The organism is Frigoribacterium sp. CFBP9029, from assembly GCF_034045305.1.
Taxonomy (GTDB): domain Bacteria; phylum Actinomycetota; class Actinomycetes; order Actinomycetales; family Microbacteriaceae; genus Frigoribacterium.
Genome location: NZ_JAXCWB010000006.1, coordinates 70,179 through 95,659, shown reverse-complemented (window position 1 = coordinate 95,659; position 25,481 = coordinate 70,179). Strand labels below are relative to the sequence as shown.

Here is a 25,481-nt window from a genome sequence, read left to right as displayed (position 1 = left end):
ACCCGCGCCCTCCGGGCCGATTGGCGGGGAGGCCCTGCCTCGTGTAGTGTTTCCTCTGGCCAATCGGCCGGAGAAATGCGCCTGTAGCTCAACGGATAGAGCATCTGACTACGGATCAGAAGGTTGGGGGTTCGAGTCCCTCCAGGCGCACACGACAAAAAGGCGGTCCACTACGTGGGCCGCCTTTTTCGTGCGCCTTCCGGGACTCGAACCCCCAGCGGCCCGGCGTCGCTGGCGCGCCGTAGGCGACCGCCGGATGCGAGACGACCACGTCCCTCCTGCACGTCCCGCTGATAGAGCTCGGCCAGCTCTCGTTCGGAGGCGAGTGGTGGGTATCGTCCTAGATCCACAGGTCAGGAGAACACATGCGGCACTACGACATCGCCCTCTTCGACATCGACGGAACCCTCTGCGACCCGGGCTCGGGCATCACGGAGGCTGCAGCCCACGCTCTGGCCCGGATGGGTGTCGTAGAGGCCGACCCCGCGGCTCTGCGTCGATTCGTCGGCCCGCCCTTGGAGCACTCCTTCCGTGATCTCTACGGGTTCGACGCGGCGGCCGTGACCGAGGCCGTCGGGCACTACCGTGATCACTACGCAGACGGGGGGATCGCCCAGTACCGTCCGTACCCGGGCATCGGCGAGCTCCTCGAACGTCTGCTCGCTGCCGGCGTCCAGCTCGGCGTGGTGACGGCCAAGATCCAGGAATTCGCCGAGGGCGCCTTGCAGACGACGGGGCTCCGTTCCTCCTTCACGACGGTGCACGGTCGTGCTCCCGACGACGTGGTCGGCAAGGCCGTCACGCTCCGTCGCGCGCTGCAGACCAGAAGCGCTTCGCCGGGACAGGTCGTGATGATCGGCGATCGCGAGCACGATGTGGAAGCCGCCCTGGAGAACGGTGTCGACGTGATCGGGGTGCTCTACGGCTTCGGGACCGCCGAGGAGCTCCGCCGCGCGGGCGCACGGCTGACGGCGGCCGCGCCTCGAGACGTGGGAGACCTCGTCCTGGGTGGACCGATCGCCTAGCGACCCCGACCCCGAGCCACCACCCGGAATCTGGGCGACGGCGTCGACGTGCATCGAGTGCCCGACGCCGCCGCCGTCGACGCCCCGACGTGAAGCCGGCGAGACAGCCGTCGAACTGAGCGTCAGCTCTGCAGGTCGACCAGCCATCGCTCGACGGAGCGAGGGCTGAGACCGAGGCGCTCCTGGGCGCTGGCCGCCGGGTCGATCAGCTCGGACTCCTGCGTGGCGCGGCAGCGTACGAGTCGACCACGGGGTCGGACCCGGCCTATTGATGAACAGGCTCGCACGGCAACCTGCATCCCCTGGCCGGAGTCGCTCACAGGCTCTGCAGATGCCGACCCCGATCCGTCTGTCGAGCTGAGATGGATGAACCGAGCAGGACGAGCCGAAGGGTGCGTTCGGCGGCGTCCCGCAGCAGCGCCTCCCCCTGGTCGACAGCGTCCTGAAGGGGCATCGGCGAGGGCGAGTCGGGCGTCACCGCTCTCGTCGAGGCCTCCGGTCTCTCGCAGCCGCTCGTGTCGCAGCACCTCAGGGTCCTGCGGGCCGCGTGGCTGTCTCGCGTCGGCCGTGAAGCCATTTACTCGGTGGCAGACCGGCACGTGTCTCACATCGTCGACGACGCCGTCGAGCATGCAGACGAGGCGCACCAGGGCTGACTGAGGCGAAGCGCGCATGTCCCCTAAGCTCAGGATTACAACGTTGTAAAATTTGGGGGCATAGTGACAGAGGCAGCAGCAAGGGCTCGTCGGGGGTGGCTGTTCGCCATCCTCGGTGCGTTCGCGTTGGGTGGATTCGCGCTGTCGAGCTGGGCGGCCCGGTTGCCGGCGATCCGCTCGGATCTCGGCCTGTCCGACGCGGAGCTGGGGTTCGTTCTCTTAGCGACGACGTTCGGGTCCATGGCTGGGCTGGCCGCCTCACGCACATTGCTTTCCGGCGTCGGTGGGCGGCGCGCCCTCCTCGTCACGGCGATGACGATGGCCATCGGTGTGGTGTCCGTCGCCCTCGGTGTGGCGATGGGGAGTGTCGGAGTGCTGCTCCTCGGGCTCGGTATCGCCGGGGCCGGTGTCGGTGCGACGGATGTGCTGATCAATATCGACGGCGCAGTCATCGAACGATTGTCTCGACGGTCGCTTCTGCCCCTCATGCACGCTGCCTGGCCTGGAGGAGCCGTGATCGGCTCGGGCGTTGGTGCTGCCTGCGCCGCTCTCGGCATCCCGCCTCAGACCCAGTTGCTCACCCAAGCTGCCCTGATCGCGATTGCAGGAGTCCTGCTCGTGCGCGCTATTCCATCAGGCAGCCGCGGAACCCGCCGGTCGAGGCCAGCGCCGGGGCCAGGACGGTCGCGAATGCCACTGCTTCGCTTGATCGATGGCCGGCTCCTGGCGATCGGGGTCGTGATGCTGGCCGCGGAGTTCGGTGAGGGGGCTGCCAACGGATGGATCAGTGTCGTCGTGCGGGATGCCTTGGATCAACCGGAGACCTTCGCAGCACTGGCGATCGCGATCTACTCCGCAGCTCAAGTGGTGGTGCGAGTCGCCGCTGGACCTCTGGTCGACCGATTCGGCCGGGCGAGCATGATCCGCTGGACCTCGATCCTGGGTCTGGTGGGCGTCGTCCTGTTCATCCTCGACCTCGGCACGGTGACGCTCGTCGTGGGCGTGGTCCTCTGGTCAGTCGGGGTCTCCATGGGCTTCCCCCTCGGCATGTCCGCTGCAGCCGAGGGGAACGATCCCGCGGCACGAGTGGCTCTGGTCGCGAGCGTGGGGTACGTCGCCAGCTTCATCGGGCCACCTCTGATCGGTCTGCTCGCCCAGGGGTTCGGGCTGCTGCCGGCGCTCTGGCCCGTCGCGACCCTCTTCCTCGTCGCCGCCGTTCTCGCGCCCGCACTCACAAGACGGCGCCACAGTCATCTGACCTGAGGTCGACCGGCCTGGAACCACACCCTCACATCACACGCTTCATCACGACGAGGCCATGACATCCCTTGGGGGCAGGGCGCACCCTCGGCCGGTGACCCAGGCCACGGCGAACAAGGGCCGCAACCCCTGGGCCGGCGACAATCCGTCACGTGAGCTGGGATCGACGTTCGATGAGGATCGTGTCTCGCCAACGTCCCACGAGGGGCCCGGCCAGGGGTGCGGCGATCCGCTCCCGCCGGCCGACCACCCGGAACCCCAGCTCGGCGTGGAGCGCGAGGCTGGCCGTGTTCTCGGGGAACACGACTCCCTGCAAGGTCCAGATGCCCGCTGCCTCAGTCGACTCCACGAGGGCCCGGAGCAACCCTCGCCCGACTCCGAAGCCTCGGGCGGCGGCATCGACGTACACGGAGTGTTCGACGACGCCGCCGTAGACAGCCCGGGGAGACACCGGTGAAACAGCAGCCCAGCCGACGACGCGGCCGGAGCGGGAGGCCGCGACGATCCGGTGCTCTGCGAGCCTCGAAGCATCGAACTGCTCCGGAGTCGGTGGAGCCGACTCGAAGGTCGCGTCGCCTCCGTCGATTCCCTGCTGGTAGATCGAGAGCACGGTGGGAAGGTCCGCCTCGCTCATCGGGCGGAGGGTGTAACTGTCGTCCACGGTGATCCCATCATTCAGCAGGCCCGGCACCCCACCGTACCCAGCGTCAGCCCTGTAGATCGACCAGCCACTGTTCGACGGAGCGAGGGCTGAGACCGAGACGCTCCTGGGCGCTGGTCGCCGGGTCGATCAGCTCGGACTCCTGCGTGGCGCGCCAGCGGTACGAGTCGACCACGGGGTCGGACCCGGCCTTGCCGAAGAGCGGTTCGATCAGGCTCCCGAAGTCGTCCGGCTCCTGGGACTCGAACTGGACGGCGCGACCGGACTGCGCTGCGAAGCCGGCGGCGAGATCCGCTCCGACCAGACCGGGAAGGGCGCCGACTCCGACCACGCCGACGACGGACGCGTCGGTGAGCAGCCGTGCGGCGACGTCCGCGACATCGAGGTGCGAGCTCCACGACACGGCGTAGTCCTGACGGATCGGGTAGCGGAGCACGCCATCCTTCTCCACGCCGGCCGTGACGGGAGGCAGCAGGAGGTTCTCGAGGAAGAGGCGAGGCGCGACGATCGCGACCGAGACGCCGGTTGCCGTGAGCCCATCGATCAGCGCGGCTACGGGGTTTGCGCCCGAGCCGTCGTCCTCGGTCGGGTAGCCGCTGGTGGAGACGACGACGCGGCCGGGACGTGCCCGGTCGACCGCGGCGACGATGTTGCGGGCGTGAGCGAGCTGCTGCTCATTCGTGCCGATCGGCAGGTGGACGAAGACGCCGTCCACGCCCTCGTAGGCGGCCGCCAGCGATGCGACAGAGGTGAGGTCGACGGCGACGGCGGTGCCGTCTCCCGAATATGTGGAGGGGTCGCGGACAGCCGCGGCGACGGAGGCGCCGGACTTGGTGAGTGCAGCGGCGACGGGGGAGCCTTGGGCGCCCGTGGCGCCGTGGATGAGATAGGTCATGGACCCATTAGTGCATCTAGTGCATCGGTTACGTCAACTGCACTATTGGCCTAGGCTCTTTTTTCATGGCTTTCTGTGGGGATATCTGGCCCGAGTGCGGCATCGCGAAGTTCCTGACCCTGCTCGACGGCCCTTGGGCGACCCTCATCGTCCGGAATCTGCTCGAGGGGCCGGCCCGGTTCTCCGAGCTGAAGGAGTCGCTGCCGGGCATCAGTGCGCACACTCTGACGAACCGTCTCCGCAAGTTCGAGACGTCGGGCCTCGTCACCAGGACGGTCTACGCCGAGATCCCCCCGCGGGTCGTCTACGAGCTGACCCCGACGGGGCTCGGGCTCCGACCCGTGCTCGAGTCGATGAACGCCTGGGCGCTGGCCGTCCCCGCCGTCGCGGACACCGACGACGCCGCGACGGCGGACTCCCACCGACCTGCGGCGTCAGCCATCTAGGCTGAGAACCGGAACGAGCGGGAGGCGGCCACAGTGCAGTCGAGATGGGGACGCCTGGCGCGTGGCTCATCGGCGACCCTCGTTGCAGTGACCCTGGCAGCGTTCTCGCACGTCGCGGGTGGCGGCTCCTCTCCTGGCGTGCTCGGCGTCGTCCTCGCGATCGCCCTCTCGTTGCCACTGGGTGTCGCCCTAGCGGGAAGAGGCCCGTCGCTCGTCCGGCTCTCGATCGTCGTCGCCGTCTCTCAGGCGGCTTTCCACCTGCTCTTCTCCCTGGGGGGAGGAGGCGCTGCTCGTGTAGCCGTCACCGGCGGCGGGCACCACGCACACGAGACTCTCGTGCTCGTGGCTGACACATCGATGGCAGCGGGGGCGATGCCGGCGATGCACCACGGCGGCGTGATGTGGATCGCGCACGCTGCCGCTTGGCTGGTGACCGTCGCCGGCCTCTGGCGCGGCGAGAGGGCCGTCCGCGCTGCCATCGGTCTGGCGGACCGGGTCTTGCTGATCGTGATCTCCGCCCCGGGGATCGCGGTGACCACCGCACCGCGGATCGCCCGGCACCTCGTGCCGCGAGTCGCACGGATCATCCCCCACGCGCTCCGCGCCGCGGCGCCTGCCCAGCCCCTTCGAGGACCGCCGCTCGCCGCCTGATCCGAGCTGATGCACGATGCGCCGAGAGCGCGTGTCGTGTGCTCTGCCGTCGCTCACACGCCGGCAGAGCTTCTTGCGCATCCTCACCGTGGACGACGTCCCGGCATGCGCCCGTCTGCGTCGCTGCGACCGGACGAGCACCTTGGAAACTCCGGCACCCCGTGCCGACCAGAACGAGACGAGTCATCTTGTCCGCAACACACAACTCCGAAACCAAACGCGAACGACGGGAGTCGGCCCGCGAGAAGGCCCGCATCACCCGTGAAGCCGAGGCCAGACGCCGTCGGCGCAACAAGTGGGCCCTTCAGGGCGGTCTCATCGTCGGCGTGCTGGCGGTGCTGGCCGTCATCGCCCTCGTGATCACGAGGTCCCTCGTGCCGGCGGGCCCCGGCCCCCGGAACATGGCGAGTGACGGCATCCTGCTGTCGGGCGATGGCACGACCGTATCGGCCGTGACGACGGACGCGACGCCGGCCGACGGCTCCCCGACACCCTCGGCGGCGGGCACGACCGAGAAGCCGAGCATCGTCGTCTACCTCGACTACATGTGCCCCTTCTGCGGTCAGTTCGACACGACGAACGCCGAACAGCTCGAGACCTGGGTGAGCGAGGGAGCGGCCGAGCTCGAGATCCACCCCCTCGGGTTCCTCGACAACGCGAGCCTCGGGTCGAAGTACTCGACCCGGTCGGCGAACGTGCTGGCCTGCGTCGCGAACTACCAGCCTGATACTGCGCTCGACGTCAACACCGCCCTGTTCGCCCAGCAGCCGACCGAGAACACCACCGGCCTGACGAACGACGAGCTGGTCACGCTGGTGGAGGGCGCCGGCGTCGACGACCCTGCCGTCGCCTCCTGCATCACCGACGGCGAGTTCACGGAGTGGGTCACCTCCGCGACGGAGCGCGCGCTGAACGACCCGGTGCCGAACTCCGACCTCGCCGCGGTGTCCGCGACGCCGACCGTGCTGGTCAACGGCCAGCAGTACCAGGGCTCGCCGACCGACGCCGCTGCGTTCGCGCAGTTCGTGGCGCAGGTGTCGGGTGGGGCGACGGGCACGGAGGCGCCGTGAGGTCCGCGGAACCCCGGGCCGTCGTGACCATCGGGGAAGCCGTCGCCCGGATAGAGTCGAGGGATGACCGACAAGTCCGACACTCCCGCCAAGCGTTCTCGCGGCGAGCTCGAGAACGAGGTCATGAGAGCCCTCTGGCGTGCGGGCGCGCCTGCCTCGGCGAAAGAGGTCCAGGCGACCTTCGAGCTCGACGCGACCCCGGCGATCACGACCGTGCTCACGATCCTCGATCGTCTCCACAAGAAGGGGTCCGTCGTCAAGGCACCCGCTGCGGGCGGTGGATTCGTCTTCTCGGCGGCACAGTCGGAGTCGGAGTCCGCTGCGAGCACGATGGTCTCCGCCCTCGTGGCGAGCAGCGACCGAAGCGCTGCGCTGCTGCGCTTCGCCGGGCAGCTCGATCCTCGCGACGTCGAGGCGCTGCGGGCGGCGCTCGAAGCCGACTGACCCCTGGACGGCTGGTCCCTGGCCAGCTCGTCTCGGGCAGGGTGATCTAGGTGGCGGTCGCCTTGATCGTGCTCGCCTGCATCGGGGCGTCGCTCGTGCTGATCGTCGGTGCACCTTTCGTGCTGGCGCACGGCCGCTGGCGGTTCCGCTGGCCGCGGCTGGCGCTCGCCTCCTGGTACACCGCGTTCCTCGGCGGCATCGCGGCGGCTGCTCTCGGGCTCGTCAACTCGATGGCCGCGGTCGCATTCTCTCGGGAAGCCTCGTCGGACCCGATGGGTGGGTGGTTCGCGTCGACGGTGCTGGTCGTGGTCGGCTGGGGCGGTCTCGTCGCCGTCGGGGGGCTGGTGGCGCTCGTCACGACGCGCTTCGAGCCGCTCGCGGCGACGGACCGGGCCTTGCACCAGCAGATGGCGCTGGTGGCGGCCTGCCACCCGAGCACACGGGTGGGAGGGGTCGATGTGACCGTCGTGCCCTTCGACCGCGCCTTCGCGATGAGCATCCCTGCCCCGAGCAACCGGGTGCTCGTCACGACGGCGCTCGAGCGGGCTCTGACCGCCATGGAGCTGGCGGCGGTCGTCGAGCACGAGCGGACGCACCTGCGGCAGCACCACGGCGTGATCGCGCAGCTCGCGCAGCTCAACAGGGCGTGCACTCCGGGCCTGGCTGGAGCCCGGCACCTGGAGCGCACCACCAGGATGCTCGTCGAGCTCATCGCCGACGACGCGGCCGCGCGGCGCCTGGGAACGGTGCACACCGCCAACGCGCTGGTCAAGATGGCGCACCTCGCCCGGGACGAGTCGTTGTCGCTCCGCGCTCGTCGCCTTGTGGAGGCGAGCAACCGGCACTCACCGTCCCGTCGGCGGTCTCCGCTGGCAGTGCGCGTGCACGGCTGACCGACGTCAGCAGAGGCGCATCACCCGCGGGGTGCGCCTCCGCTGCGGTTCGGCTCGAACGAGCGCAGCCGCAGGCTGTTCGACACGACGAGCACCGACGACAGGGCCATCGTCGCCGCTGCGATCAGCGGGTTGAGCAAGCCGACCGCAGCCAGGGGGATGGCGAGGACGTTGTACCCGAAGGCCCAGACCAGGTTGAGCCTGATCGTCCGGAGCGTCTGGCGTGACAGCTGGACGGCGTCCACCACCACACGCAGGTCGTCCCTGACCAGGATGATGTCGGCGGCCTTCATCGCGATGTCGGTGCCCTGCACCATGGCGAGCCCCAGGTTGGCGGTCGCGAGAGCAGCGGAGTCGTTCACGCCGTCACCCACCATCGCGACCCTGTGGCCGTCGGTCTGGAGGGCGGAGATCGCAGCGGCCTTGTCGGTCGGCAGGACACCCGAGATGACCTCGTCGACTCCGATGGCTGCGCCGACCGTCTGCGCGACGCCGTCCGTGTCTCCGGTCAGGAGCACGGTGCGCAGGCCGAGTGCTCGGAGCCCCGCGACCGCGGCAGGTGCGGACGGCTTGATGTCGTCGTGCACCCCGAACACGGCCGAGGCGACACCGTCGACGGCCAGCAGGACCGCGGAGGCGCCGGTCGAGCCGAGCCGTTCGACCGCCTCGGTGAGCACGGCGTCGAGCTCGATCCCGTTCTCCCGGAGGAGGCGGGCGTTGCCGATGAGGATCTGGTGGCCGTCGACGACGGCGCGGGCTCCGAGGCCGGTCAGCGCCGTGAAGCCCTCGGGCGTCGACAGGATGCCGACCTCGGCGGATGCTGCCGCTGTGACGGCGCGGGCCACAGCGTGCTCCGAGGCCGTCTCGACACTGCCGGCGAGGCGCAGCAGGGTCTCGCGATCGAGTATCCCGGTGACGACGACGTCGACGACGCGCATGCCGCCGGTGGTGACGGTGCCGGTCTTGTCGAGGACGACGGTGTCGATGACACCGCTCGCCTCGAGGGCGTCCTGTCCCTTGATGAGCACGCCGAGCTGCCCGCCGCGTCCGATGCCGACCATGAGCGCGGTCGGGGTGGCGAGGCCGAGTGCGCAGGGGCACGCGATGATCAGGACGGCGATGCCGTTGCCGACGGCCGTCGAGGGTTCGGCACCGATCAGGAGCCAGATGGCGGTCACGATGACAGCGAGAACGATCACGCAGGGCACGAAGACGGACGAGACCTTGTCGGCGAAGGTCTGCACCCCGGCCTTGCGTCTCTGGGCGTCCTCGGTGAGGGCCGCCATCTGGGCCAGGCGGGTGCGGGCGCCGACGGTGACGGCGGTGATCTCCAGACGTCCGGTGACGTTGACCGTGCCGCCGATGGCGTCGTCTCCCGGTGCGAGGTCCGCGGGGACGGACTCGCCGGTCATGGCGCTGGTGTCGACGGTGGACGTCCCGGACGAGACGGTCCCGTCGACGGCGATCCGCTCGCCAGGGAGGACGACGACCGTGTCCCCGACACGGAGCTCGGTCGACGGCACGACACGCTCGGTGCCGTCGGCGTCACGGACGCGGGCCTGCCGGACGGCCAGGTTCCCGATGGCGTTCAGCACGTCGCCCGCGCGGCGGCGCGAGCGGGTCTCGAAGTAGCGTCCGCCGAGCTGGAACGTGACCATGCCCGCAGCGACGTCGAGGTAGATGGCGTCGGCGCCGGCGGGGGTCACGCCGAAGCCGAGCCAGTAGCCCGGCTCCGTGCTCGGGGCGAAGACGAGCGTGTAGACGGCCCACCCGAAGGACACGATGCTGCCGAGCGAGACCAGACTGTCCATGCCGAACGTGCCTCGACGCAGGCTGCGCCAGGTCGCCTTGTGGAACGGCCACGCCGCCCACGTGACGATGGGCACGGCCAGCAGGACGCAGACGAGCTGCCATCCGTCGAACCGGAAACCGGGGACGAGCGCGAGCAGGATCGTCAGGTCGCAGAGCGGGATGGTGAGTAGAGCAGCCACGGCGAGTCGGCGACGCAGCGACGTGATGGTGGTCTCGGTGGCCCTGGCGGTCCAGCTGTCGTCGTCGCCCTGTCGCATCGCGGCGGCGTAGCCCGCCTTCTCGACCGCGGCGATGGCGGTGTCGACCTGTGCGGGCGCCAGCCCCGAGACGAGCGCGCGCTCGGTGGCGTAGTTGACCGAGGCGGTCACCCCGGGGAGCTTGTTGAGCTTCCGCTCGACGGCGTTCGCGCACGACGCGCAGGTCATGCCGCCGACGTCGAGCTCGAAGTACGCCTCCGACGGGGCGGTGGTCGTGTCGACGGCTGCCGTGGGCTGGGAGGTGGTGGTCACGTCTGGTCCTTCATCTCGGGCACCCGCTCGGCGATCGCCGTCGTCTCGGGCGTTCCCGAGGGGGTGGTGCTCCGGCCGGAGAGCCGATTGAGCATGTCGTTGTAGGCCTCGAAGCTGTCGTCGATGCCGCTGTCGAGGTGGCGGTCGACCCGCTTCGCGCGTCGGGAGTCCTGTCTCGACCACTGGGTGACGAGGGCGAAGACGACTGCGATCAGGGGCAGCTCGCCGGCGGCCCAGGCGATGCCGCCGCCGACGTACTGGTCGTGGGCGAGGTCGGTCATCCACCACTTGCCGATGTACTCGTAGTAGTTCCGTGCGATCACGGTCTCGCTCGACATGATGACGACGCCGAAGAAGGCGTGGAAGGGCATCGCGGCGAGGACGAGGCCGAGCTTGCCGATGTGGGGCAGAGGCCGCGGCGGGTGGTCGACGCCGATGACGAGGCTGTAGAAGACGTAGCCGATGATGAGGAAGTCGAGGTTCATCAGCTGGTGCGACCAGTGGTACCTCAGTGCTTCCCCGAAGATCGGCGTCAGGTAGAGCAGGTAGTAGGTGCCGACGAATGAGACGAAGACGTGGATGGGGTGGTAGAAGGCATGGGTCAGGCGCCAGTTGAGCATGGCGGTGATCCACTCGTGCACGCCTGCGGGCTCGTTCCTCCGGTGTGCGGTGCTGGCTCGCAGGGCGAGCGTCACGACGCCGCCCATCACGAGCAGCAGCGGCCCGAGCATGTTGAGGGACATGTGCAGGATCATGTGCAGGCTGAACGACACGCTGGAGTACTTGCCGAGACCGGATGACGTCGTGAGGAACACCGTGGCCCAGCCGAGCACCCAGGCGACCGTGCGTCCCACGGGCCAGGCATCGCCGCGCTGTCGGAGCCGTCGGACACCCCAGAGGTACAGGCCTATCCCGGCGGCGGTCAGGACGGCGAAGAGGATGTTGGGCCGCCACTCCAGGAGGAGCACGAGCGGGCTCGGCTCGCTGTCGACGTCGTAGCCGAGGAACACCTGGTCCACCGAGGTGGGGACGAAGTACTGAGGAGGCGGGATGCGCGTCATGGCACTGGTGATCCCGAGGTGCGCGGAGAGCAGCAGAGCGGCGAGTGCCGTGATGGTCCAGGTCGAGTGCTGCGGAGCGGCAGCGGGCCGTGTCGCCCGCCAACCGAGCACGCCGAGGGCGCCGAGGAGGGCGAACCGCACCAGGAACAGCCACCCCGTCGCGCTCTCCCACGGGGCCGAGCCTGCCAGCATGAACGCGGCGATGATCGTCTGGGTGCCCGCCGCGATCACGCCGGTAACGACCGCCGTCCACCGCAGTCGGCGGGCCTCGACCGCGCCGAGGGCGTCCCCTCGCGCGGCAGCCCAGGCGACCAGGAACACGAGTCCTGTGAGGATGGTCGTGGCGGGTGTGCCGATGATGGCAGCATCTCCGCCGAAGTCGTGTTGCGGTCCGACCAGGACCTGCCCGACCACGACAGGGGCGAGGACGGCGAGGATGCTGAGGGCGAGCATGATGAGGAGCGGCTGCCATGTCCCCAGGAAGTTCGCCATCAGGTAGATGGTCCACGCGACGACAGCTGCCACCACCCACGCGCCGGGCAGGTAGGAGGCGGACATCAGGTACGCGAGCGAGCCGGGTTCCAGCAGGCGATCGAGCGACTGCCCGCTGGCGTCGGCGGCGTCGACGGCTGCGAGGCTCGTCGCACTGAGGGCCCAGAGGAGCGACGCCCACCGGACGGTGCTCAGGTCACGACCGTTGTCGACGACGAGCCGGCGGGCGCCCGAGCGTGCTCGGATGAAGGCGGCGAAGAACAATGCGCCCACCGTCACGGAGCCGGCGCACTCGGCCACGACCCGGAGCAGACCGCTCATCAGGGATGTGACGAGGTCGGGCACAGGTCGGTGCAGGGATTCGTACCCGGACGGGCCCATCACGACGACGGTCACGACGACGGCGAGCAGCGGGATGCCGACGAAGACCGAGCCGAGGGCCGCGCGCCGATCGCGAGTTCGCCGCGAGGGGCCCGCTGAGGCGGCGGCTGCGGGGGGTGGCGGGATCGTCTCAGCCATCGACGACGGTGTAGCCCGCCTCCTCGACCGCCTCGCGGACGGCCTCGGGATCGGGGGCGGAGGCGCTGGTCACGGAGAGCAGGCCCGTCACGTGGTCGGCGGTCACTGCCTCGATACCGACGACATCGCCCACCTCCCCGGTGACTCGCTTCTCGCAGTGCTCGCAGGTCATGCCGGCGACGGTGAACGTGGTCTGCACAGGGGGTCCTCTCAAGTGGAGGCCTCCCGGTCGACGCCTCACGCACCTCCCACTCTACGTGCTGTAGAACGCGGTGGCGAACGTGTTCTCTCGACGTCGACCGGTTCCTCAGCGAGCGATCGAGAACGCTCCGACCGCCGAGAGGCTGGCGCCGACCTCGGCGTCGCTCAGCTCGCGCGTACCGTGCGCAGTCACCGTCGATGTCTTCCCGGGGGCGAGGTCGACGTCGACCGAGTCGACGCCGTCGAGGCCGATGAGAGTCTCGGTGACCGTCGTCACGCAGCCGTTGCAGGTGAGGCCGTTCACGGGCCCTGTCCAAGTGGTCATCGTGCATTCCTTTCCATCGTGGGCCGCACGGGCGTGATGCCCGAGCGGTCGTCGGCAGTCTCGTCCGACATCTGGCGACTCGGCTGTGTGATCAGACCGAGCCGAAGAACTTGCGCAGGCGCGGCACTCTTCGGATGAGCAGCTGGTCCAGTGCCAGCACGAGGATCAGGGACAGCCCGAAGATCGGCAGGAAGAGCCCCAGGGCCACCATCGCGATGAGCAGGACCCTGCTGCTCCAGACGGGGAGCGCCGCCCGGGGGGCCGAGAGTCCGGAGGCGCGTCCTCGACGGGTCCACCACATGAGTGGCCCCGAGATGCAGAGGAACATCACGGCGAGGCAGAAGAGCACCGTGAAAACCGTGTTGACGGTGCCGAAGCGACGTCCTTCGTGCAGCGCGACGCCCTGTGACACCGTCTTGGCGGTGGCGCTGAAGTCGTCGTAACCATAGGTGCCGGCGACGTCGCCGGTGTACTGGTCGACGTGGACGGTCTTCTCGAGGGCCACGTCGGACTCGGAGGGGTTGCCGTTGTCGTTCCACTGGCTGCCCATGACGCTGAAGACGCCGTCGTCCCCCTCCGGGTAGACGATCGAGTACGGCTCGGGCGCGCCTTCGTCGCGAGCGGCGGCTACGGCCTCGTCGATCGAGATCATCGAGCCGGCGCCCTGGCTCGTCCCCAGAGGGCCGCCTGCGATCGCCCAGCCGGCCGGAGCTGTCGTCCCGTTGGTGTCCTCGATCAGGTCGCCGAGGGTCGATTCGGCGCCGGGGTCCGCGCCCCACAGCGATCCTCCGTCGCCCGCCGCGACCTGCTCGGCAAGTGAACCCCAGACGCCCGTCCACGGCAGGCCGGAGACGACCAGCATCAGGATGCCCAGCCCGACCGGCAGGCCTGCGATCGCGTGCATGCCGCGCAGCCTGGAGCCCGGCACCTTCTTCGCCCGAGCCGCGCCTCGGGGACGGCGACCCAGGAAGAAGATGATGAACCCCGTGATGGTCAGGACGATCGCCCAGCTGGCCCCCAGCTCGACGATCCTGTCGCCGATCTGCTCGTCGCCCAGCAGCAGGTCGCCGTGGATGCGCTCGGCCCAGTTCGAGACGAGCTCGTTCTCGGTCAGGTCCCCCGTCACGGTGGTCGAGTACGGGTCGACGTAGACGTTGCTCCCGACGCCGTCGGCGCGTTCCGTGACGAAGACGGTCGAACGGTCGCCGACCGCGTCCACGACGGAGAGGACCTCCCTGTCCGGGAACGCGTCTCTGACAGCAGCCTCCTGGCTCGACAGGGAGGCGCGCTCTGCGTCCTCGGGGGCGGTGACGGTGAGGACGCCGGGATGAGTGAACGAGTCCACCTCGGCTCGGAACATGTAGGTCAAGCCCGAGATCGAGAGGATGAACAGGACCGGGATGACGATGATCGAACCGTAGAAGTGCCACCGCCAGAAAGCGGCGAACCAGTTCGTCGGACGCTTGCCTGGACGGCCCACTCGGCCTGTCGGCCTGTTCGGGACGTCGGCTCCGGTGCGGCGGTCCATCTCGGTCGCGGTCATGCCAGCCTCTCGGTCGGGACCGGGATCGTCCGGTCGTCGAGTTGGCACTCTACAAGATGTAGAACTAACCTGTCGACGTGATCGATTACCCCTGGAACATCGTCCTGACCATCGCTTTCGCGTTCACCTTCGTGATCTGCGTGGGGGACGCCCTGGTGGGAAGGCTCCGTGCCGCGGATCGGCGAGCAGTCATCACCGACGGCGAGCTCGTCGACGTCAACCACGGCGTCATGAGCATCGCCATGATCGCCATGACCTGGTTCTTCGCGATGGACGTCGTGACCTGGGCACAGGTCCTCCTGTTCGCGATCCTCGGTCTCTCTCTCGTGCCGCCGCTCCTGCGCGCGTCGTCCCGGCGTGCGCGCACCGACCTCGCGGGCCACATCGCGCTGGACGTGGCCATGATCTGGATGCTCGCCGCGATGCCGTTGCTGATGGCCGGTGCCATGAGCCCCGGCGGGGGATCGGTCCACGCCGAGCACGCCGGAGCGGACGCCGGTGCCGACATGCTGACGGCGACCCCCATCTGGGCCGACGTCGTCAACGTCCTCTTCGTCGTCGTCTCAGTGGCCGCGGCCCTCTGGTGGCTCGTGCAGATGTTCGTCAGCCGGGGGCACCGCGTCCACCTGCTCTGCCATGTCGTGATGGCCGCGGGCATGGCGTGGATGCTCGTCCTGATGAACGTGTAGTGCCCACCTCGCGCCCATGAGGGCCCAGGCCCACGGGCCCACGTGACCGCCCATGGCTCACACGTCGAGTTCGAGGACGGGAGAGAGCGACCGCGAACAGCAGGTGTTGATGCGGGTCCCTGCAGCGTGGTCCACCTCCGTCTGGAAGTCGTCGCGATGATCGGGGACGCCGGCGAGCACGGCGGTCAGGCACGACCCGCAATGCCCCTGGCCGCAGGAGCGGTAGGTCTCGTAGCCTCGCCGCTCCAAGGCGTCCGCAATGGACTCGTCTGCCCCGACCTCGATCCTCTCGCCCGTCGAGCGGGCCACGACGGTGAAGGTCCTGTCGCCGTCTCGAGTCGGCTCGGCGGGTGGGTCGAAGCTCTCGCATCGCACCTGGTCCGTCCGCCAGCCCGCCGAGAGGGCGCGGTCACGGGCCACGCTGACGAAGCCCTCGGGACCGCAGGCGTACACCGCGCCTCCGTCGTCGACCGACTCGAGCGATCGCGGCCAGCTCGTCCGGAAGGAGTCGCCGTCGTCGCTGTGGTGCAGGGTGATGCGATCACGCCACGGGCTGGCGGTGAGGAGGGCGAGGAGGGGGAGGGCATCGGCGTCGCGGGACCAGGCGTGGAGTTCGAAGGGCGTGCCCCGCCGGTGCAGCTGCTCGGCCATCGTCACGAACGGCGTGATGCCCACACCCCCTGCCAGGAGGACCGCCGACGAGTCCGACCCGCCGAGGGGGAACGTGTTGCGGGGCCTCGACACCTCGACCACGTCGCCCACGGTGAGGCGCTCGTGCACAGCCGCCGAGCCGCCGCGACCGTTCGGGTCGTGCCGCACGCAGACGAGGTACCTCGCCGTGTCCTCGCCGTGGCTGACGAGCGAGTACTGGCGAACGAGATGCTCGTCGAGGTGGAGGTCGACGTGGGCCCCGGCATCGAAGGTCTCGAGCTCCTGGTCTGGCTCGACGGGCCGTAGCTCGACGAGGAGCGCGTCGCGGGCCGCACGGGTGATGTCGTGCACGCGTACTGACTGTCTTGCAGACAGGGTCGTTCCACGAGTCGAGGAGCCGCGCATCCGGCGGGTGCGCAGGGCCCGGAACAGCGGCGGGGTCATGAGGGGTCTCTCGGTGCTCGAAGCGCTCGAGCGAATCGGGAGGCGAGCCGGTCGGCGAGGTGCCTCAGGGAGGCGACGTCGTCGCCGAGGGTCACGGCCCGCGGGTCGTCGTCGTCCGGCGTGGGTCGAGCGAGCACCATCACGATCAAGACGGCGATGGCGACCACCTGCGTGAGGCTCGTCGCCGTGTCGAGCCACGGGAGGTGGTCGATCTCATCGGCAGTGGTCATCGGTGCTCCCTCGAGTTGTTCTCCGGTGTGGTCACGACGGTGTTCTACAGAATGTAGTTCATCGTCGAGAAGTACTTTTCTGCAGACTTCTACGAGACGTAGAATAGCGGTCATCACCGACTGAAGGAGTCCCATGCGACCCACCGTCCGACACGTCCTCACCGGAACCGGGGCGGCGGCCGCGTTCCTGCTCCTGACCACCGCGTGCACGGCCGCAGACGGCGAGGCGACGCCCGCGAGCTCGCCCCCCGGTGCGGCGTCGACTCGGTCGACGTCGACCACGTATCCCGTGACCCTCGAGAACTGCGGTCGACAGATCACGATCGACGCCCCACCGGAGCGTGCGGTCAGCCTGTGGCAGTCGAACACCGAGGCGCTCCTCGCCCTGGGCCTGGGCGACCGGATCGTCGCGGTCCAGGAGAACTACGCGCCCTATCCCGAGTCGGTCGCGTCGCAGGCGACGGGGCTCAAGGACGTCGGCAGTCAGATGGGCTTCCCCTCGAAGGAGGTCCTCCTCAGCGAGAAGCCCGACTTCGTGACCGGTCAGGTCCTCGACGGCTTCGCGTTCGACGCCTCGCAGGGCTACGCGTCCGTCGAGCAGCTCGAACGGACCGGGGCTGCCGTCTACGGCGCCAACCTCTGCGGTTCGACCGACTCGCAGAGCACCGAGACCTGGAACATCGAGTCCGTCGAGAAGACGCTCCGCGACTACGGGACGATCTTCGACGTCGCTGACAGGGCTGACGAGGTCGTCGCGGAGCTCGAGGCCGACAGATCGGCCGTCGTCTCGGCTGTCGAGGGCGAGCCGACCGTCAAGACGGCCTACTTCAACGGCGGAACCGGTCCGGTGATCGTCCTCGCGGGCGGCATCTACGACGATCTCATCACGACAGCGGGAGGCGAGAACGTGTTCCCTTCGGACTCCGTCTACGTCAGCAAGGAGGAATTCGCCGCCTCCGACGCGGACGTCGTCCTGGTGGGGACCTTTCCCGGACAGGACTTCGCGTCCCAGAAGGCGTTCCTCGAAGAGAACTTCCCCGACCTGCCCGCCGTGCAGGCCGGCAGGATCGCCGAGGTGCCCACGCAGGAGACCGACTCCTCCATCTCGGTCATGGTCGGGCTGACGAAGATCGCCAACGCGATCCACTCAGACCTGGACCTGACGGTCCCCTCCTCATGAACGGCGCGGCCACCGCTTCCCGGCAGCAGATCAGGGCTCTCCAACACCCGCAGCTGATGATCGGTGTGCTCGTGGCCGCCTGCGTCGTGGCCGTCGTCCTGTCCGTGGCCGTCGGCAGCGTCGGCATCGCGCCGAGTCGAGTCCTCGAGGTCGTCGGCGGGCGCCTGGCACCGTGGGCCCTCGGTCGCGTCGACGGTCTCGACGACCAGATCGTGTGGGAGTTCCGTCTGCCTCGCACCCTCCTCGGCCTCGTCGTCGGGGCGGCCCTCGCGGTCGCGGGTGCCGTCCTCCAGGCCGTCGTGCGGAACCCCCTGGCAGACCCGTTCGTGTTCGGCGTCTCGTCGGGCGCCTCCGTCGCCGCGGTGGCCGCGCTCACCCTCACGACCGGTGCCCTCGCCGCCGTGTCCACACCGGTGGCCGCGTTCGTCGGAGCTCTCGTCACGACCCTCCTCGTCTTCGTTCTCGCCCAGCAGGGAGGGCGCGTCACGCCGAACAGGCTGCTGCTCGCGGGCGTCGCTCTGTCGTACCTGCTGAGCTCCGTCACGAGCTACCTCGTCCTCCGGTCGAGCGGCGCGAACCAGGGTGTCGGGCAAGTGCTCTCGTGGCTCGCCGGCAGCCTCGCCGCGGCGACCTGGAGCGACCTGGGGGTACCGGCCCTCGTGCTGGTCGCATCGACGACCGTGCTGGTGCTCCTCGCCCCCGTCCTCAACGCGTTCCTCACCGGTGACGAGACGGCCGCGAGTCTCGGCGTCGACGTCGGCCGGGTGCGACTGGGGTTGTTCGTCATCACCTCGCTGCTCGTCGGCGTCGTCGTCGCGGTCAGCGGCTCCATCGGGTTCGTCGGCCTCGTCGTGCCGCACGCCGTCCGCATGGTGATCGGCTCCGACCACCGCTGGGTGCTGCCTGCGTCCGCTCTCGCTGGAGGACTCCTCCTGGTGCTGGTGGACATCGGTGCCCGGCTGCTCCTCGCGCCGACCGAGGTGCCGGTCGGCCTCCTCACCTCCGTCGTCGGTGCACCGTTCTTCCTCTGGCTGCTGCGCCGCTCCGGGCGGAGCGGACGATGAGCGCCAGGGCGGGCGGAGCGCTCCGAGTCGACGGCGTCAGCGTCGATCTCGCCGGACACCGGATCATCGAAGAGGTGGCCCTGAGTGCCCACGGGAACGTCGTCGGCCTCGTGGGCCCGAACGGGAGCGGCAAGTCGACGCTCCTGCGGACGATCTACCGCATGCTGCGGCCGGCCGAGGGGACCGTGCTCGTCGAGGATCGTGACGTCTGGTCGATGTCGGCCAAGGAGGCGGCGCGCATCACCGCAGCGGTCGTCCAGGACAGCCCCGTCGACCTCGAACTCACCGTCGTCGACTGCGTCACGACCGGACGCCTGCCGCACGGCAGCTTGCTCGGATCGGGCCGTGCCGAGGACGGGCGAGTCGTCGAACTGGCGATGAGGAGGGCCGGTGTCGAGGACTTCGCCGACCGTGACATGAGCACACTGTCGGGTGGAGAGCGTCAGCGAGTGCAGCTCGCCCGCGCGCTCGCACAGGAGCCGCGGCTCCTCGTCCTCGACGAGCCCACCAATCATCTGGACATCCGACACCAGCTCCAGCTGCTCGCTCTCGTCCGGTCGCTCGACGTCACGACCCTGGTCACGCTGCACGATCTGAACCTTGCGGCGTCTTACTGCGACGAGATCGTCGTGCTCGAACACGGCCGGGTAGTCGCCTCGGGGCTGCCGGGCGAGGTTTTCACTCCGCAGTTGCTGCAGCGCGTATTCGGCGTTCGCGCCGACACGCTCGTCAACCCGCTCACCGGTCGCCTGCAGCTCGTCTATGCGGACAGCTGACGGCCGACCTCGACCCACCACGACCATCACGAGAAGGAGAACCAGACATGAACGATGAATCCCACGACAGCACGGAGACCGAGGCGCTGCCTGGACGCACGGCAGGGAACGACCAGACTGGGAGCACCTTGTTCAGCGTCGTCGGCGACGACCCCGCCAAGCAGAACGCCATCGACCGCTCCGTCGCTGCTCACCACACCCTCGCCGCGCGGCCCGGGATGCGGTTCGCCACGGGCAAGACGATCCTGATCGTCCTGCACCCCGGCTTCGAGCTTCTCGACGTCGTCGGTCCTTTCCACTTCCTGGCAGCGACGGGCGCGGACGTGCACTTCGTCACGACGGGCTCCGCGGATGAAGCGGTGCTGAGCAGCAGCGGTGTGGCCCTGGTGCCCGCGCTGGCGCTCCACGACATGCGTGTCGCCCCAGAAGTCCTCCTCGTGCCCGGTGGCGACACGGGCATCCTCCTCCGTGACGCCCGTGCCATGGCCGACCTGCGACGCCTCGGCGACCAGGCGACCTACGTCACCAGCGTCTGCTCCGGCTCGATCGCTCTCGCCGCCGCAGGCCTCCTCGAGGGACGACGTGCGACGTCGCACTGGTCCGTCCGGCACCTCCTGGCCGGCTACGGCGCCGTCGAGGTCAACGAGCGCGTGGTGGAGGACGGTAACCGGCTGACAGCGGCAGGAGTCACCGCTGGCATGGACCTCGCCATCACGCTGGTCTCGTACCTGTGCGGGGAGGAGATGGCACGCTTCGCCGTTCTGGGCGCCGAGTACGCCCCTGAGCCCCCAATCGACACGGGCACTCCCGAGAAGGCCGGCCCGGCACTGACCGACCTCTCTCGCGACTTCCTCGCACCGCTCGTCGAAGAGCTCCGCGCCCCCGCACGCTGACACTGCACGGGCATCCGTTCGCCATGCGGCGCACGGTGTGTCGACGTGGAGGAATCCGCGTGTCGCTGTGTTCTACAACTTGTAGAGTCAATCATTCCCTCTGAAGAAAGGCCCTCCCATGCACTTCGCCAGATCACGTACCGCGCTGGCCCTTGGATCACTCGTCACCCTCACCGCCCTGGTGGGGTGCTCGGCCACTCCGTCTCCTGCCGATTCAGCCGGCCCGGTCGGCGACGGGACGACGCTCACCGGCGGGCCGACGTCGTATCCCCTCAGCATCGAGAACTGCGGCCTCACCCAGACGTTCGACGAGCGGCCCTCTCGAGTCGTCCTGATGAACGGAGCGTCGGTCTCCGAGGTGGAATCACTCGTGATGCTCGATCTCGAGGACACGATCCTCGCGAACACCCAGAACTACGGCATGTCCGACATGCCGGGACTGGTCGAGCAGATCGACGCGCTCCCGACGGGAGACGTCGACATGGCCGGCAGTTTCGAGATCCCCGCCGAGCAGCTCCTCGCGCTCGAGCCGGACCTCGTCATCGCGACGACCTCGGGAGGGTTCGACCCGAGTTCCGGTCAGTCGTCACGGGAGGAGCTCGCCGAGGCGGGCATCGAGACCCTCGTCAACCCTGCCAACTGCGCCATGGGCAAGGAGGACGCGACAGAGGAAGAACTCGGCGCGTTCGACGAGGCCACCGTGGAGTCGTCCTTCGATTTCCTCAACTTGGTCGGCAACGTCTTCGACGTGCAGGACGAGGCGCAGGTCCTCGTGGATGACCTGCGCGGTCAGATCGACGCCGTGTCGGCAGCCGTCGAGGGCAAGGAAGAGCCCACGGGGCTGATCGTGTTCCCCGGCATGTCGATGATGACGCCCAACGGGATGCCCGCCGTGTTCCTCGGGGGGATCTTCGACGACGTCCTCGCCCGCGCAGGGGTCTCGGGCGCACTGAAGGACAGCGGGTTGACCTTCACCTCGGCCATCGACGAAGAGCAGCTCTCCTCCGCCGATGTGGACATCCTGGTCGTCGGCGGGTTCACTCGGGGAGAAGACCTCGACGCTGAGGCGGCAGCGCTCTTCGCCGAGTACCCGCAGTGGGACGCAGCCAAGAACAACAGCTACGTGACCGTGTCGGACGGGGTGTACGTCGGGCCGACGAACGCCGCCGCGATCGACAAGATCGCTCGCGCTGCGCACCCCGACGCCTTCTGATCGGCCGGGGTTCGTGGAAGTTCGTGCGTCGCCGACGCGACGGGGCTCGCTGCTCGCGTGGATGGTCGTCCTGGCCGCCGCGACGACCGTCGTCGCCGTCGTGGCGGTCTCGATCGGCAGCGTCTCCGTGAGCCCCGAGGCGGTCGTGCGGACCGTCGTCGGCAACCTCAGCGGGGACAGGGGCTCGATCGATCCCCTCGACCAGAGGATCATCTGGGAGCTGCGAGCTCCCCGGGTCGTCCTCGCCGGGATCGTCGGGGCATCCTTCGCCCTCGCGGGGGCAGCTCTCCAGGGGCTGCTCCGCAACCCCCTGGCGGACCCGTACATCATCGGGGTGTCTTCGGGCGCCTCCTTCGGGGCCGTCCTGGTGATGGCCTTCGGGTCGGCCGCCCTGCTGGGCGTCACGACCTCCGTCGCCGCCTTCGTCGGGGCGATCGGGCTGCTCGGACTGGTCTTCGCGTTCGCGCAGCGGTCTGGCTCGTTCACCGACATGAGGCTCGTGCTGTCGGGGGTCGCCCTGGGCTACGTCGCCATGGCCGGCACGAGCTTCGTCCAGCTCCACGCGGATCCCGGTGAGCTGCGAGGCATCCTGTTCTGGATGATGGGGAGCGTCGCCGGGGCACGGTGGTCGGCCTTGGTCCTGCCCGCGGTGGTCCTCGTCGTCGCGGGGGCGTGGTTGCTCGCTCAGTCGCGAGGCCTGAACGCTCTCGCACTCGGCGACGACGACGCCACCGCAGTCGGCGTCGACCTGCGGCGCACCCGACTCGGGCTGCTGCTGGTCTCGGCAGTCCTCACCGCGGTGGCGGTGAGCGTGGCCGGGGGAGTGGGCTTCGTCGGCCTCATCATCCCGCACGCGATGCGGCTGCTCGTCGGGTCAGACCACAGGCGCCTGCTGCCGGTCTCAGCAATAGCGGGGGCTCTGTTCCTCATCCTCGTCGATCTCGTCGCACGCACCGTCGGCAGCCCGAACGAATACCCGCTCACCGTGTTCACCGCCCTCATCGGCGGCCCCTTCTTCCTCTGGCTGATGAACTCCGAGGGGAAGCGAGCATGAGGGTCTCCCTCGACCACGTCACCATCAGCCTGGGCGGACGCCCGTTCATCGACGACCTGAGTCTCGAGGTGGAGGAGGGCTCGTTCGTCGCGATCGTGGGCCCGAACGGCTCGGGGAAGTCGACCCTCCTCCGCGCGATGTATCGAGCCCTCCAGCCCGATTCGGGGAGCATCCTCATCGGTGACACCGACGTCTCGACGATCACGCCTCGCCACGCCGCACGACTTCGCGCAGTCGTCACCCAGCACCAGACGACGAACGACAGCCTTCTCGTCCGAGACGTGATCGCCACCGGACGCCATGCGCACCAGAGATGGTTCGCCGTGGAGTCCGCGGCGGATCGCGAGATCATGCGGCTGTCCCTCGAGAGATGCGGTGCCGTGCACCTCCTCGAGCGTCGCTATCTGACGCTCTCCGGTGGTGAGCGTCAGAGAGTGCTCCTCGCAAGGGCCCTGGCCCAGGACGCGCCTGTGCTGCTGCTCGACGAACCCACCAACCACCTCGACGTCCGGGCGCAGCACGACCTGCTCGCCCTCCTCGAGGATGTCGACCTGACCAGGGTCGTCGTGCTGCACGACCTTGACCACGCCGTCGCCCACGCCGATCATCTGTTCGTCGTGCACGAAGGGCGCATCCGCGCCTCCGGACACCCCGTTCAGGTGCTCACCTCAAGGCTCACGGAAGAGGTCTTCGGCTGCCGGTCGGCGATCATCGAGCACCCGTTGACCGGGCGCCCGCACCTCGTGACGGCGCCGATAGGCCGATGACAGACGGGACACACCAGGACCACGTCACGAGAGCGGCAGAGCTCATTTCCCCAGGCTGGTCGCCCTCGACGAACCGGGATCCGTCGTCAGCGGCACCCGAGGGATGACGCTCACGGCCAGCCACGTCCTGGACCAGAAGCACTTGGCATGGTGATCCTGCCCGGAGCGTCAGGACCCACCGTCGGGGATCCGGACATGGTCAGGACCATCCCCGTCATCCTCGCCGGCCTCGGCGAGACTGCTTTGCCCGACCTCATGCGTCGAGCCCTGGCGGCCCCCGACACACTCGTTGCCATCATCTGCGTCGGTGGCCTCGCGCTCGGCATGGCTGGCCTCCTCGAAGGGAGGACGGCAGTCACGCACACCCAGGGCAACAACGTCCTCGAGGCGACCGGGACGACCGTGGTCAGAGCTCGCGTCGTGGACGACGGCGACCTGGTCAGTGCCGGAGGTGTGACGTCTGGCCTCGACCTCGCTCTTTACCTGCTGGAGCGGGAGTTCGGGCCCCGCATCGCCCTTGCAGTCGAAAAGCTGTTCGGGTACGAGCGCCGTGGCATCGTCTGGGCCGCGCGCGGACCTGAGGCGCTCGCGCTGGGACGGCCCCGACCGCGCCGATTTCCGACGACCCGTGTGGCGCTTCCATCGGCCGCGTCACCGGCACATGGGACATCTCGATGCGGACACCCATCGGGACCATGCGAGCCGTGCTGGTCTTCTCTGTCGATGACGGAACGGTGAGGGGAAGGGCTTCAGGCAAGTCGGAGGAGGTGCCCTTGCGGGACCTTCGCGTCGAGGGCGGCGACGAGGGCGCCCGCGTCACCTGGACGCAGTCCGTCACGAAGCCCATGAGGCTCGAGCTCGCCTTCGAGGTCTCCGTCCTGCGGGATCAGATGACTGGCCATTCTCGTGCAGGACGACTGCCGAAGAGCAGTGTGTCCGGCGCTCGAAGGCCCAATTGACTTGAGTGGCGCCCCAGACCAACTCGTCAGTATTGGCTGTATAGTCAGCATATGCTGACCCTTTCGACGCGGGCCGATGTCATGAACCGCCTCGGGCGCGCCATGGCCGATCCGACCCGATCGCGCATCCTGCTGCACCTGCTCGATGAACCCGGCTACCCAGGCGCACTCGCCGATCAGCTCGAACTCACCCGGTCCAACGTGTCGAACCACCTCTCCTGCCTCCGTGGCTGCGGCATCGTCGTCGCCGTGCCCGAGGGGCGATCGACCCGCTACGAGATCGCCGATGCTCACCTCACGAAGGCGTTGACGGCCCTGGTCGACGTCGTGCTCGCCGTCGACGACGGGGAGCCCTGCACCGACGACGCCTGCGACGTCCCCCTCTGCTGCGGGACCGGCGCATGAGCACGACGACTCTTCCCGCCCTGCTCGCGCCCGCCCGCCGTCTGCTCCTACAGCGTCGCATCCGGATCATCGTCGCCGTCGCGATCACCTATAACGTTATCGAGGCGATCGTCGCGATCGCCGCCGGCACCGTCGCCTCCTCGACCGCCCTGATCGGATTCGGCCTCGACTCGATCGTGGAGGTGCTGTCGGCAGCCGCGATCGCATGGCAGTTCGCCGCCCCCGACCCGGAGAAGCGGGAACGGGTCGCGCTGCGCGTCATCGCCGTGTCGTTCTTCGGCCTGGCCGCCTACGTCACGGTCGACGCAGTGCTGTCACTCACGGGTCTCCGTGAGCCCGACCACTCCCCGGTCGGCATCGTTCTCGCCGCGGTGAGCCTCGCGATCATGCCGTTCCTCAGCCTGGTCGAGCGCCGCACCGGCACCGAGCTGGGCTCGGCGTCGGCCGTGGCGGACTCAAAGCAGACGCTCATCTGCTCGTACCTGTCGGCGGCCGTCCTCGTCGGCCTCGTGCTCAATCTCGCGTTCGGGTGGACATGGGCTGATCCGGTAGCCGGGCTCGTCATCGTCGTGTTCGCCGTGCGGGAAGGACTCGAGGCGTGGCGCGGCGACGCGTGCAAGACGCCCGTGTCGGCTCTGACGGGCGAGCGTCAGGTCGAGCCCTGCGACTGCTGCTGACCTAGCCACCACCTCC

At 69.0% G+C, this 25,481-nt stretch carries 29 protein-coding genes and 1 tRNA gene; 20 read left to right on the top strand and 10 right to left on the bottom strand.

The features are described from left to right. Positions 1–77: 77 nt before the first annotated feature. Positions 78–150, top strand: a tRNA-Arg gene (locus SOM11_RS09985). A 215-nt stretch (positions 151–365) separates the two neighbouring features. Next, on the top strand, positions 366–1,025 hold the full coding sequence (locus tag SOM11_RS09980; RefSeq protein WP_192060713.1) for an HAD hydrolase-like protein: 660 nt from the start codon (positions 366–368) through the stop codon (positions 1,023–1,025). A gap of 122 nt (positions 1,026–1,147) precedes the next feature. Here SOM11_RS09980 and SOM11_RS09975 read toward each other — a convergent pair whose 3' ends face one another. After that, positions 1,148–1,345, bottom strand: a complete 198-nt coding sequence (locus SOM11_RS09975) for a hypothetical protein (protein WP_320477917.1) — start codon at positions 1,343–1,345, stop codon at positions 1,148–1,150. A 132-nt stretch (positions 1,346–1,477) separates the two neighbouring features. Between SOM11_RS09975 and SOM11_RS09970 the strand changes: the two genes are divergently transcribed. Next, positions 1,478–1,681, top strand: coding sequence for an ArsR/SmtB family transcription factor (locus SOM11_RS09970; RefSeq protein ID WP_192060881.1), 204 nt, complete (start codon positions 1,478–1,480; stop codon positions 1,679–1,681). A 63-nt stretch (positions 1,682–1,744) separates the two neighbouring features. Next, positions 1,745–2,944, top strand: a complete 1,200-nt coding sequence (locus SOM11_RS09965; RefSeq protein WP_192060712.1) for an MFS transporter — start codon at positions 1,745–1,747, stop codon at positions 2,942–2,944. Positions 2,945–3,089: 145 nt separating this feature from the next. On the opposite strand, the gene SOM11_RS09960 is transcribed toward SOM11_RS09965, so the two are convergent. Further along, a complete protein-coding gene (locus SOM11_RS09960; protein ID WP_192060711.1) occupies positions 3,090–3,575 on the bottom strand; it encodes a GNAT family N-acetyltransferase in 486 nt (161 codons plus the stop codon). Positions 3,576–3,648: 73 nt separating this feature from the next. Further along, on the bottom strand, positions 3,649–4,497 hold the full coding sequence (locus SOM11_RS09955) for an SDR family oxidoreductase (RefSeq protein WP_192060710.1): 849 nt from the start codon (positions 4,495–4,497) through the stop codon (positions 3,649–3,651). A 65-nt stretch (positions 4,498–4,562) separates the two neighbouring features. On the opposite strand from SOM11_RS09955, the gene SOM11_RS09950 reads away from it, so the two are divergent. The 5 genes from SOM11_RS09950 to SOM11_RS09930 all read left to right on the top strand — a co-directional run bounded on the left by SOM11_RS09950 (position 4,563) and on the right by SOM11_RS09930 (position 8,001). Beyond that, the gene (locus SOM11_RS09950) at positions 4,563–4,943 is read left to right on the top strand and encodes a winged helix-turn-helix transcriptional regulator (protein ID WP_192060709.1); all 381 of its coding nucleotides are present in this window, start codon (positions 4,563–4,565) and stop codon (positions 4,941–4,943) included. 87 nt (positions 4,944–5,030) lie between these two features. After that, the gene (locus tag SOM11_RS09945; RefSeq protein ID WP_320477916.1) at positions 5,031–5,594 is read left to right on the top strand and encodes a hypothetical protein; all 564 of its coding nucleotides are present in this window, start codon (positions 5,031–5,033) and stop codon (positions 5,592–5,594) included. A 188-nt stretch (positions 5,595–5,782) separates the two neighbouring features. Further along, positions 5,783–6,664: a DsbA family protein gene (locus SOM11_RS09940; RefSeq protein WP_192060707.1), complete on the top strand. Its 882-nt coding sequence runs from the start codon at positions 5,783–5,785 to the stop codon at positions 6,662–6,664. A gap of 63 nt (positions 6,665–6,727) precedes the next feature. Next, positions 6,728–7,108 (top strand): BlaI/MecI/CopY family transcriptional regulator, encoded by a 381-nt coding sequence (locus SOM11_RS09935; RefSeq protein ID WP_192060706.1) that lies wholly within the window; start codon positions 6,728–6,730, stop codon positions 7,106–7,108. 50 nt (positions 7,109–7,158) lie between these two features. Then, the gene (locus SOM11_RS09930; RefSeq protein WP_192060705.1) at positions 7,159–8,001 is read left to right on the top strand and encodes a M56 family metallopeptidase; all 843 of its coding nucleotides are present in this window, start codon (positions 7,159–7,161) and stop codon (positions 7,999–8,001) included. Positions 8,002–8,021: 20 nt separating this feature from the next. Here SOM11_RS09930 and SOM11_RS09925 read toward each other — a convergent pair whose 3' ends face one another. The 5 genes from SOM11_RS09925 to SOM11_RS09905 all read right to left on the bottom strand — a co-directional run bounded on the left by SOM11_RS09925 (position 8,022) and on the right by SOM11_RS09905 (position 14,463). Beyond that, positions 8,022–10,322 (bottom strand): heavy metal translocating P-type ATPase, encoded by a 2,301-nt coding sequence (locus tag SOM11_RS09925; protein WP_320477915.1) that lies wholly within the window; start codon positions 10,320–10,322, stop codon positions 8,022–8,024. Then, positions 10,319–12,394, bottom strand: coding sequence for a cytochrome c oxidase assembly protein (locus SOM11_RS09920; protein WP_320477914.1), 2,076 nt, complete (start codon positions 12,392–12,394; stop codon positions 10,319–10,321). Before SOM11_RS09920 ends, SOM11_RS09925 begins: the two co-directional genes overlap by 4 nt. After that, positions 12,387–12,593, bottom strand: coding sequence for a heavy-metal-associated domain-containing protein (locus SOM11_RS09915; protein WP_243214286.1), 207 nt, complete (start codon positions 12,591–12,593; stop codon positions 12,387–12,389). The genes SOM11_RS09920 and SOM11_RS09915 overlap by 8 nt, the downstream gene beginning before the upstream one ends. 108 nt (positions 12,594–12,701) lie before the next feature. Then, positions 12,702–12,920, bottom strand: coding sequence for a heavy-metal-associated domain-containing protein (locus SOM11_RS09910; RefSeq protein WP_192060703.1), 219 nt, complete (start codon positions 12,918–12,920; stop codon positions 12,702–12,704). A gap of 91 nt (positions 12,921–13,011) precedes the next feature. Continuing rightward, entirely contained in the window at positions 13,012–14,463 is a 1,452-nt protein-coding gene (locus SOM11_RS09905) for a PepSY domain-containing protein (protein ID WP_320477913.1), read from the bottom strand. A 77-nt stretch (positions 14,464–14,540) separates the two neighbouring features. Here SOM11_RS09905 and SOM11_RS09900 point away from each other — a divergent pair, with 77 nt between their 5' ends. Next, complete coding sequence (locus SOM11_RS09900) at positions 14,541–15,152, top strand: DUF5134 domain-containing protein (protein WP_192060701.1); 612 nt, start codon at positions 14,541–14,543, stop codon at positions 15,150–15,152. A 57-nt stretch (positions 15,153–15,209) separates the two neighbouring features. Here SOM11_RS09900 and SOM11_RS09895 read toward each other — a convergent pair whose 3' ends face one another. Both SOM11_RS09895 and SOM11_RS09890 read right to left on the bottom strand, forming a co-directional pair. Next, on the bottom strand, positions 15,210–16,154 hold the full coding sequence (locus SOM11_RS09895) for a PDR/VanB family oxidoreductase (RefSeq protein ID WP_320477912.1): 945 nt from the start codon (positions 16,152–16,154) through the stop codon (positions 15,210–15,212). Between the two features lie 89 nt (positions 16,155–16,243). After that, entirely contained in the window at positions 16,244–16,477 is a 234-nt protein-coding gene (locus SOM11_RS09890; RefSeq protein ID WP_192060699.1) for a hypothetical protein, read from the bottom strand. 133 nt (positions 16,478–16,610) lie between these two features. Here SOM11_RS09890 and SOM11_RS09885 point away from each other — a divergent pair, with 133 nt between their 5' ends. From SOM11_RS09885 to SOM11_RS09840, 10 genes are all read left to right on the top strand, one after another. Next, a complete protein-coding gene (locus SOM11_RS09885) occupies positions 16,611–17,657 on the top strand; it encodes an ABC transporter substrate-binding protein (RefSeq protein ID WP_320477911.1) in 1,047 nt (348 codons plus the stop codon). After that, positions 17,654–18,721 carry an iron ABC transporter permease gene (locus SOM11_RS09880; protein WP_320477910.1) on the top strand — a complete coding sequence of 356 codons (1,068 nt, stop codon included), beginning with the start codon at positions 17,654–17,656 and terminating at the stop codon, positions 18,719–18,721. Before SOM11_RS09885 ends, SOM11_RS09880 begins: the two co-directional genes overlap by 4 nt. Beyond that, on the top strand, positions 18,718–19,497 hold the full coding sequence (locus SOM11_RS09875) for an ABC transporter ATP-binding protein (protein ID WP_320477909.1): 780 nt from the start codon (positions 18,718–18,720) through the stop codon (positions 19,495–19,497). Before SOM11_RS09880 ends, SOM11_RS09875 begins: the two co-directional genes overlap by 4 nt. 47 nt (positions 19,498–19,544) lie before the next feature. After that, positions 19,545–20,390, top strand: coding sequence for a DJ-1/PfpI family protein (locus SOM11_RS09870; RefSeq protein WP_243214280.1), 846 nt, complete (start codon positions 19,545–19,547; stop codon positions 20,388–20,390). A gap of 118 nt (positions 20,391–20,508) precedes the next feature. After that, the gene (locus SOM11_RS09865) at positions 20,509–21,603 is read left to right on the top strand and encodes an ABC transporter substrate-binding protein (protein WP_192060694.1); all 1,095 of its coding nucleotides are present in this window, start codon (positions 20,509–20,511) and stop codon (positions 21,601–21,603) included. Positions 21,604–21,616: 13 nt separating this feature from the next. Next, complete coding sequence (locus tag SOM11_RS09860) at positions 21,617–22,657, top strand: FecCD family ABC transporter permease (RefSeq protein ID WP_243214279.1); 1,041 nt, start codon at positions 21,617–21,619, stop codon at positions 22,655–22,657. Next, positions 22,654–23,424 (top strand): ABC transporter ATP-binding protein, encoded by a 771-nt coding sequence (locus SOM11_RS09855; protein ID WP_192060693.1) that lies wholly within the window; start codon positions 22,654–22,656, stop codon positions 23,422–23,424. The genes SOM11_RS09860 and SOM11_RS09855 overlap by 4 nt, the downstream gene beginning before the upstream one ends. A 147-nt stretch (positions 23,425–23,571) precedes the next feature. Then, positions 23,572–24,162, top strand: coding sequence for a DJ-1/PfpI family protein (locus SOM11_RS09850; RefSeq protein WP_320477908.1), 591 nt, complete (start codon positions 23,572–23,574; stop codon positions 24,160–24,162). Positions 24,163–24,434: 272 nt separating this feature from the next. Next, positions 24,435–24,788, top strand: coding sequence for a Cd(II)/Pb(II)-sensing metalloregulatory transcriptional regulator CmtR (gene cmtR / locus SOM11_RS09845; RefSeq protein ID WP_192060692.1), 354 nt, complete (start codon positions 24,435–24,437; stop codon positions 24,786–24,788). Next, positions 24,785–25,465, top strand: coding sequence for a cation diffusion facilitator family transporter (locus tag SOM11_RS09840; protein ID WP_192060691.1), 681 nt, complete (start codon positions 24,785–24,787; stop codon positions 25,463–25,465). The genes cmtR and SOM11_RS09840 overlap by 4 nt, the downstream gene beginning before the upstream one ends. Positions 25,466–25,481 lie beyond the last annotated feature (16 nt).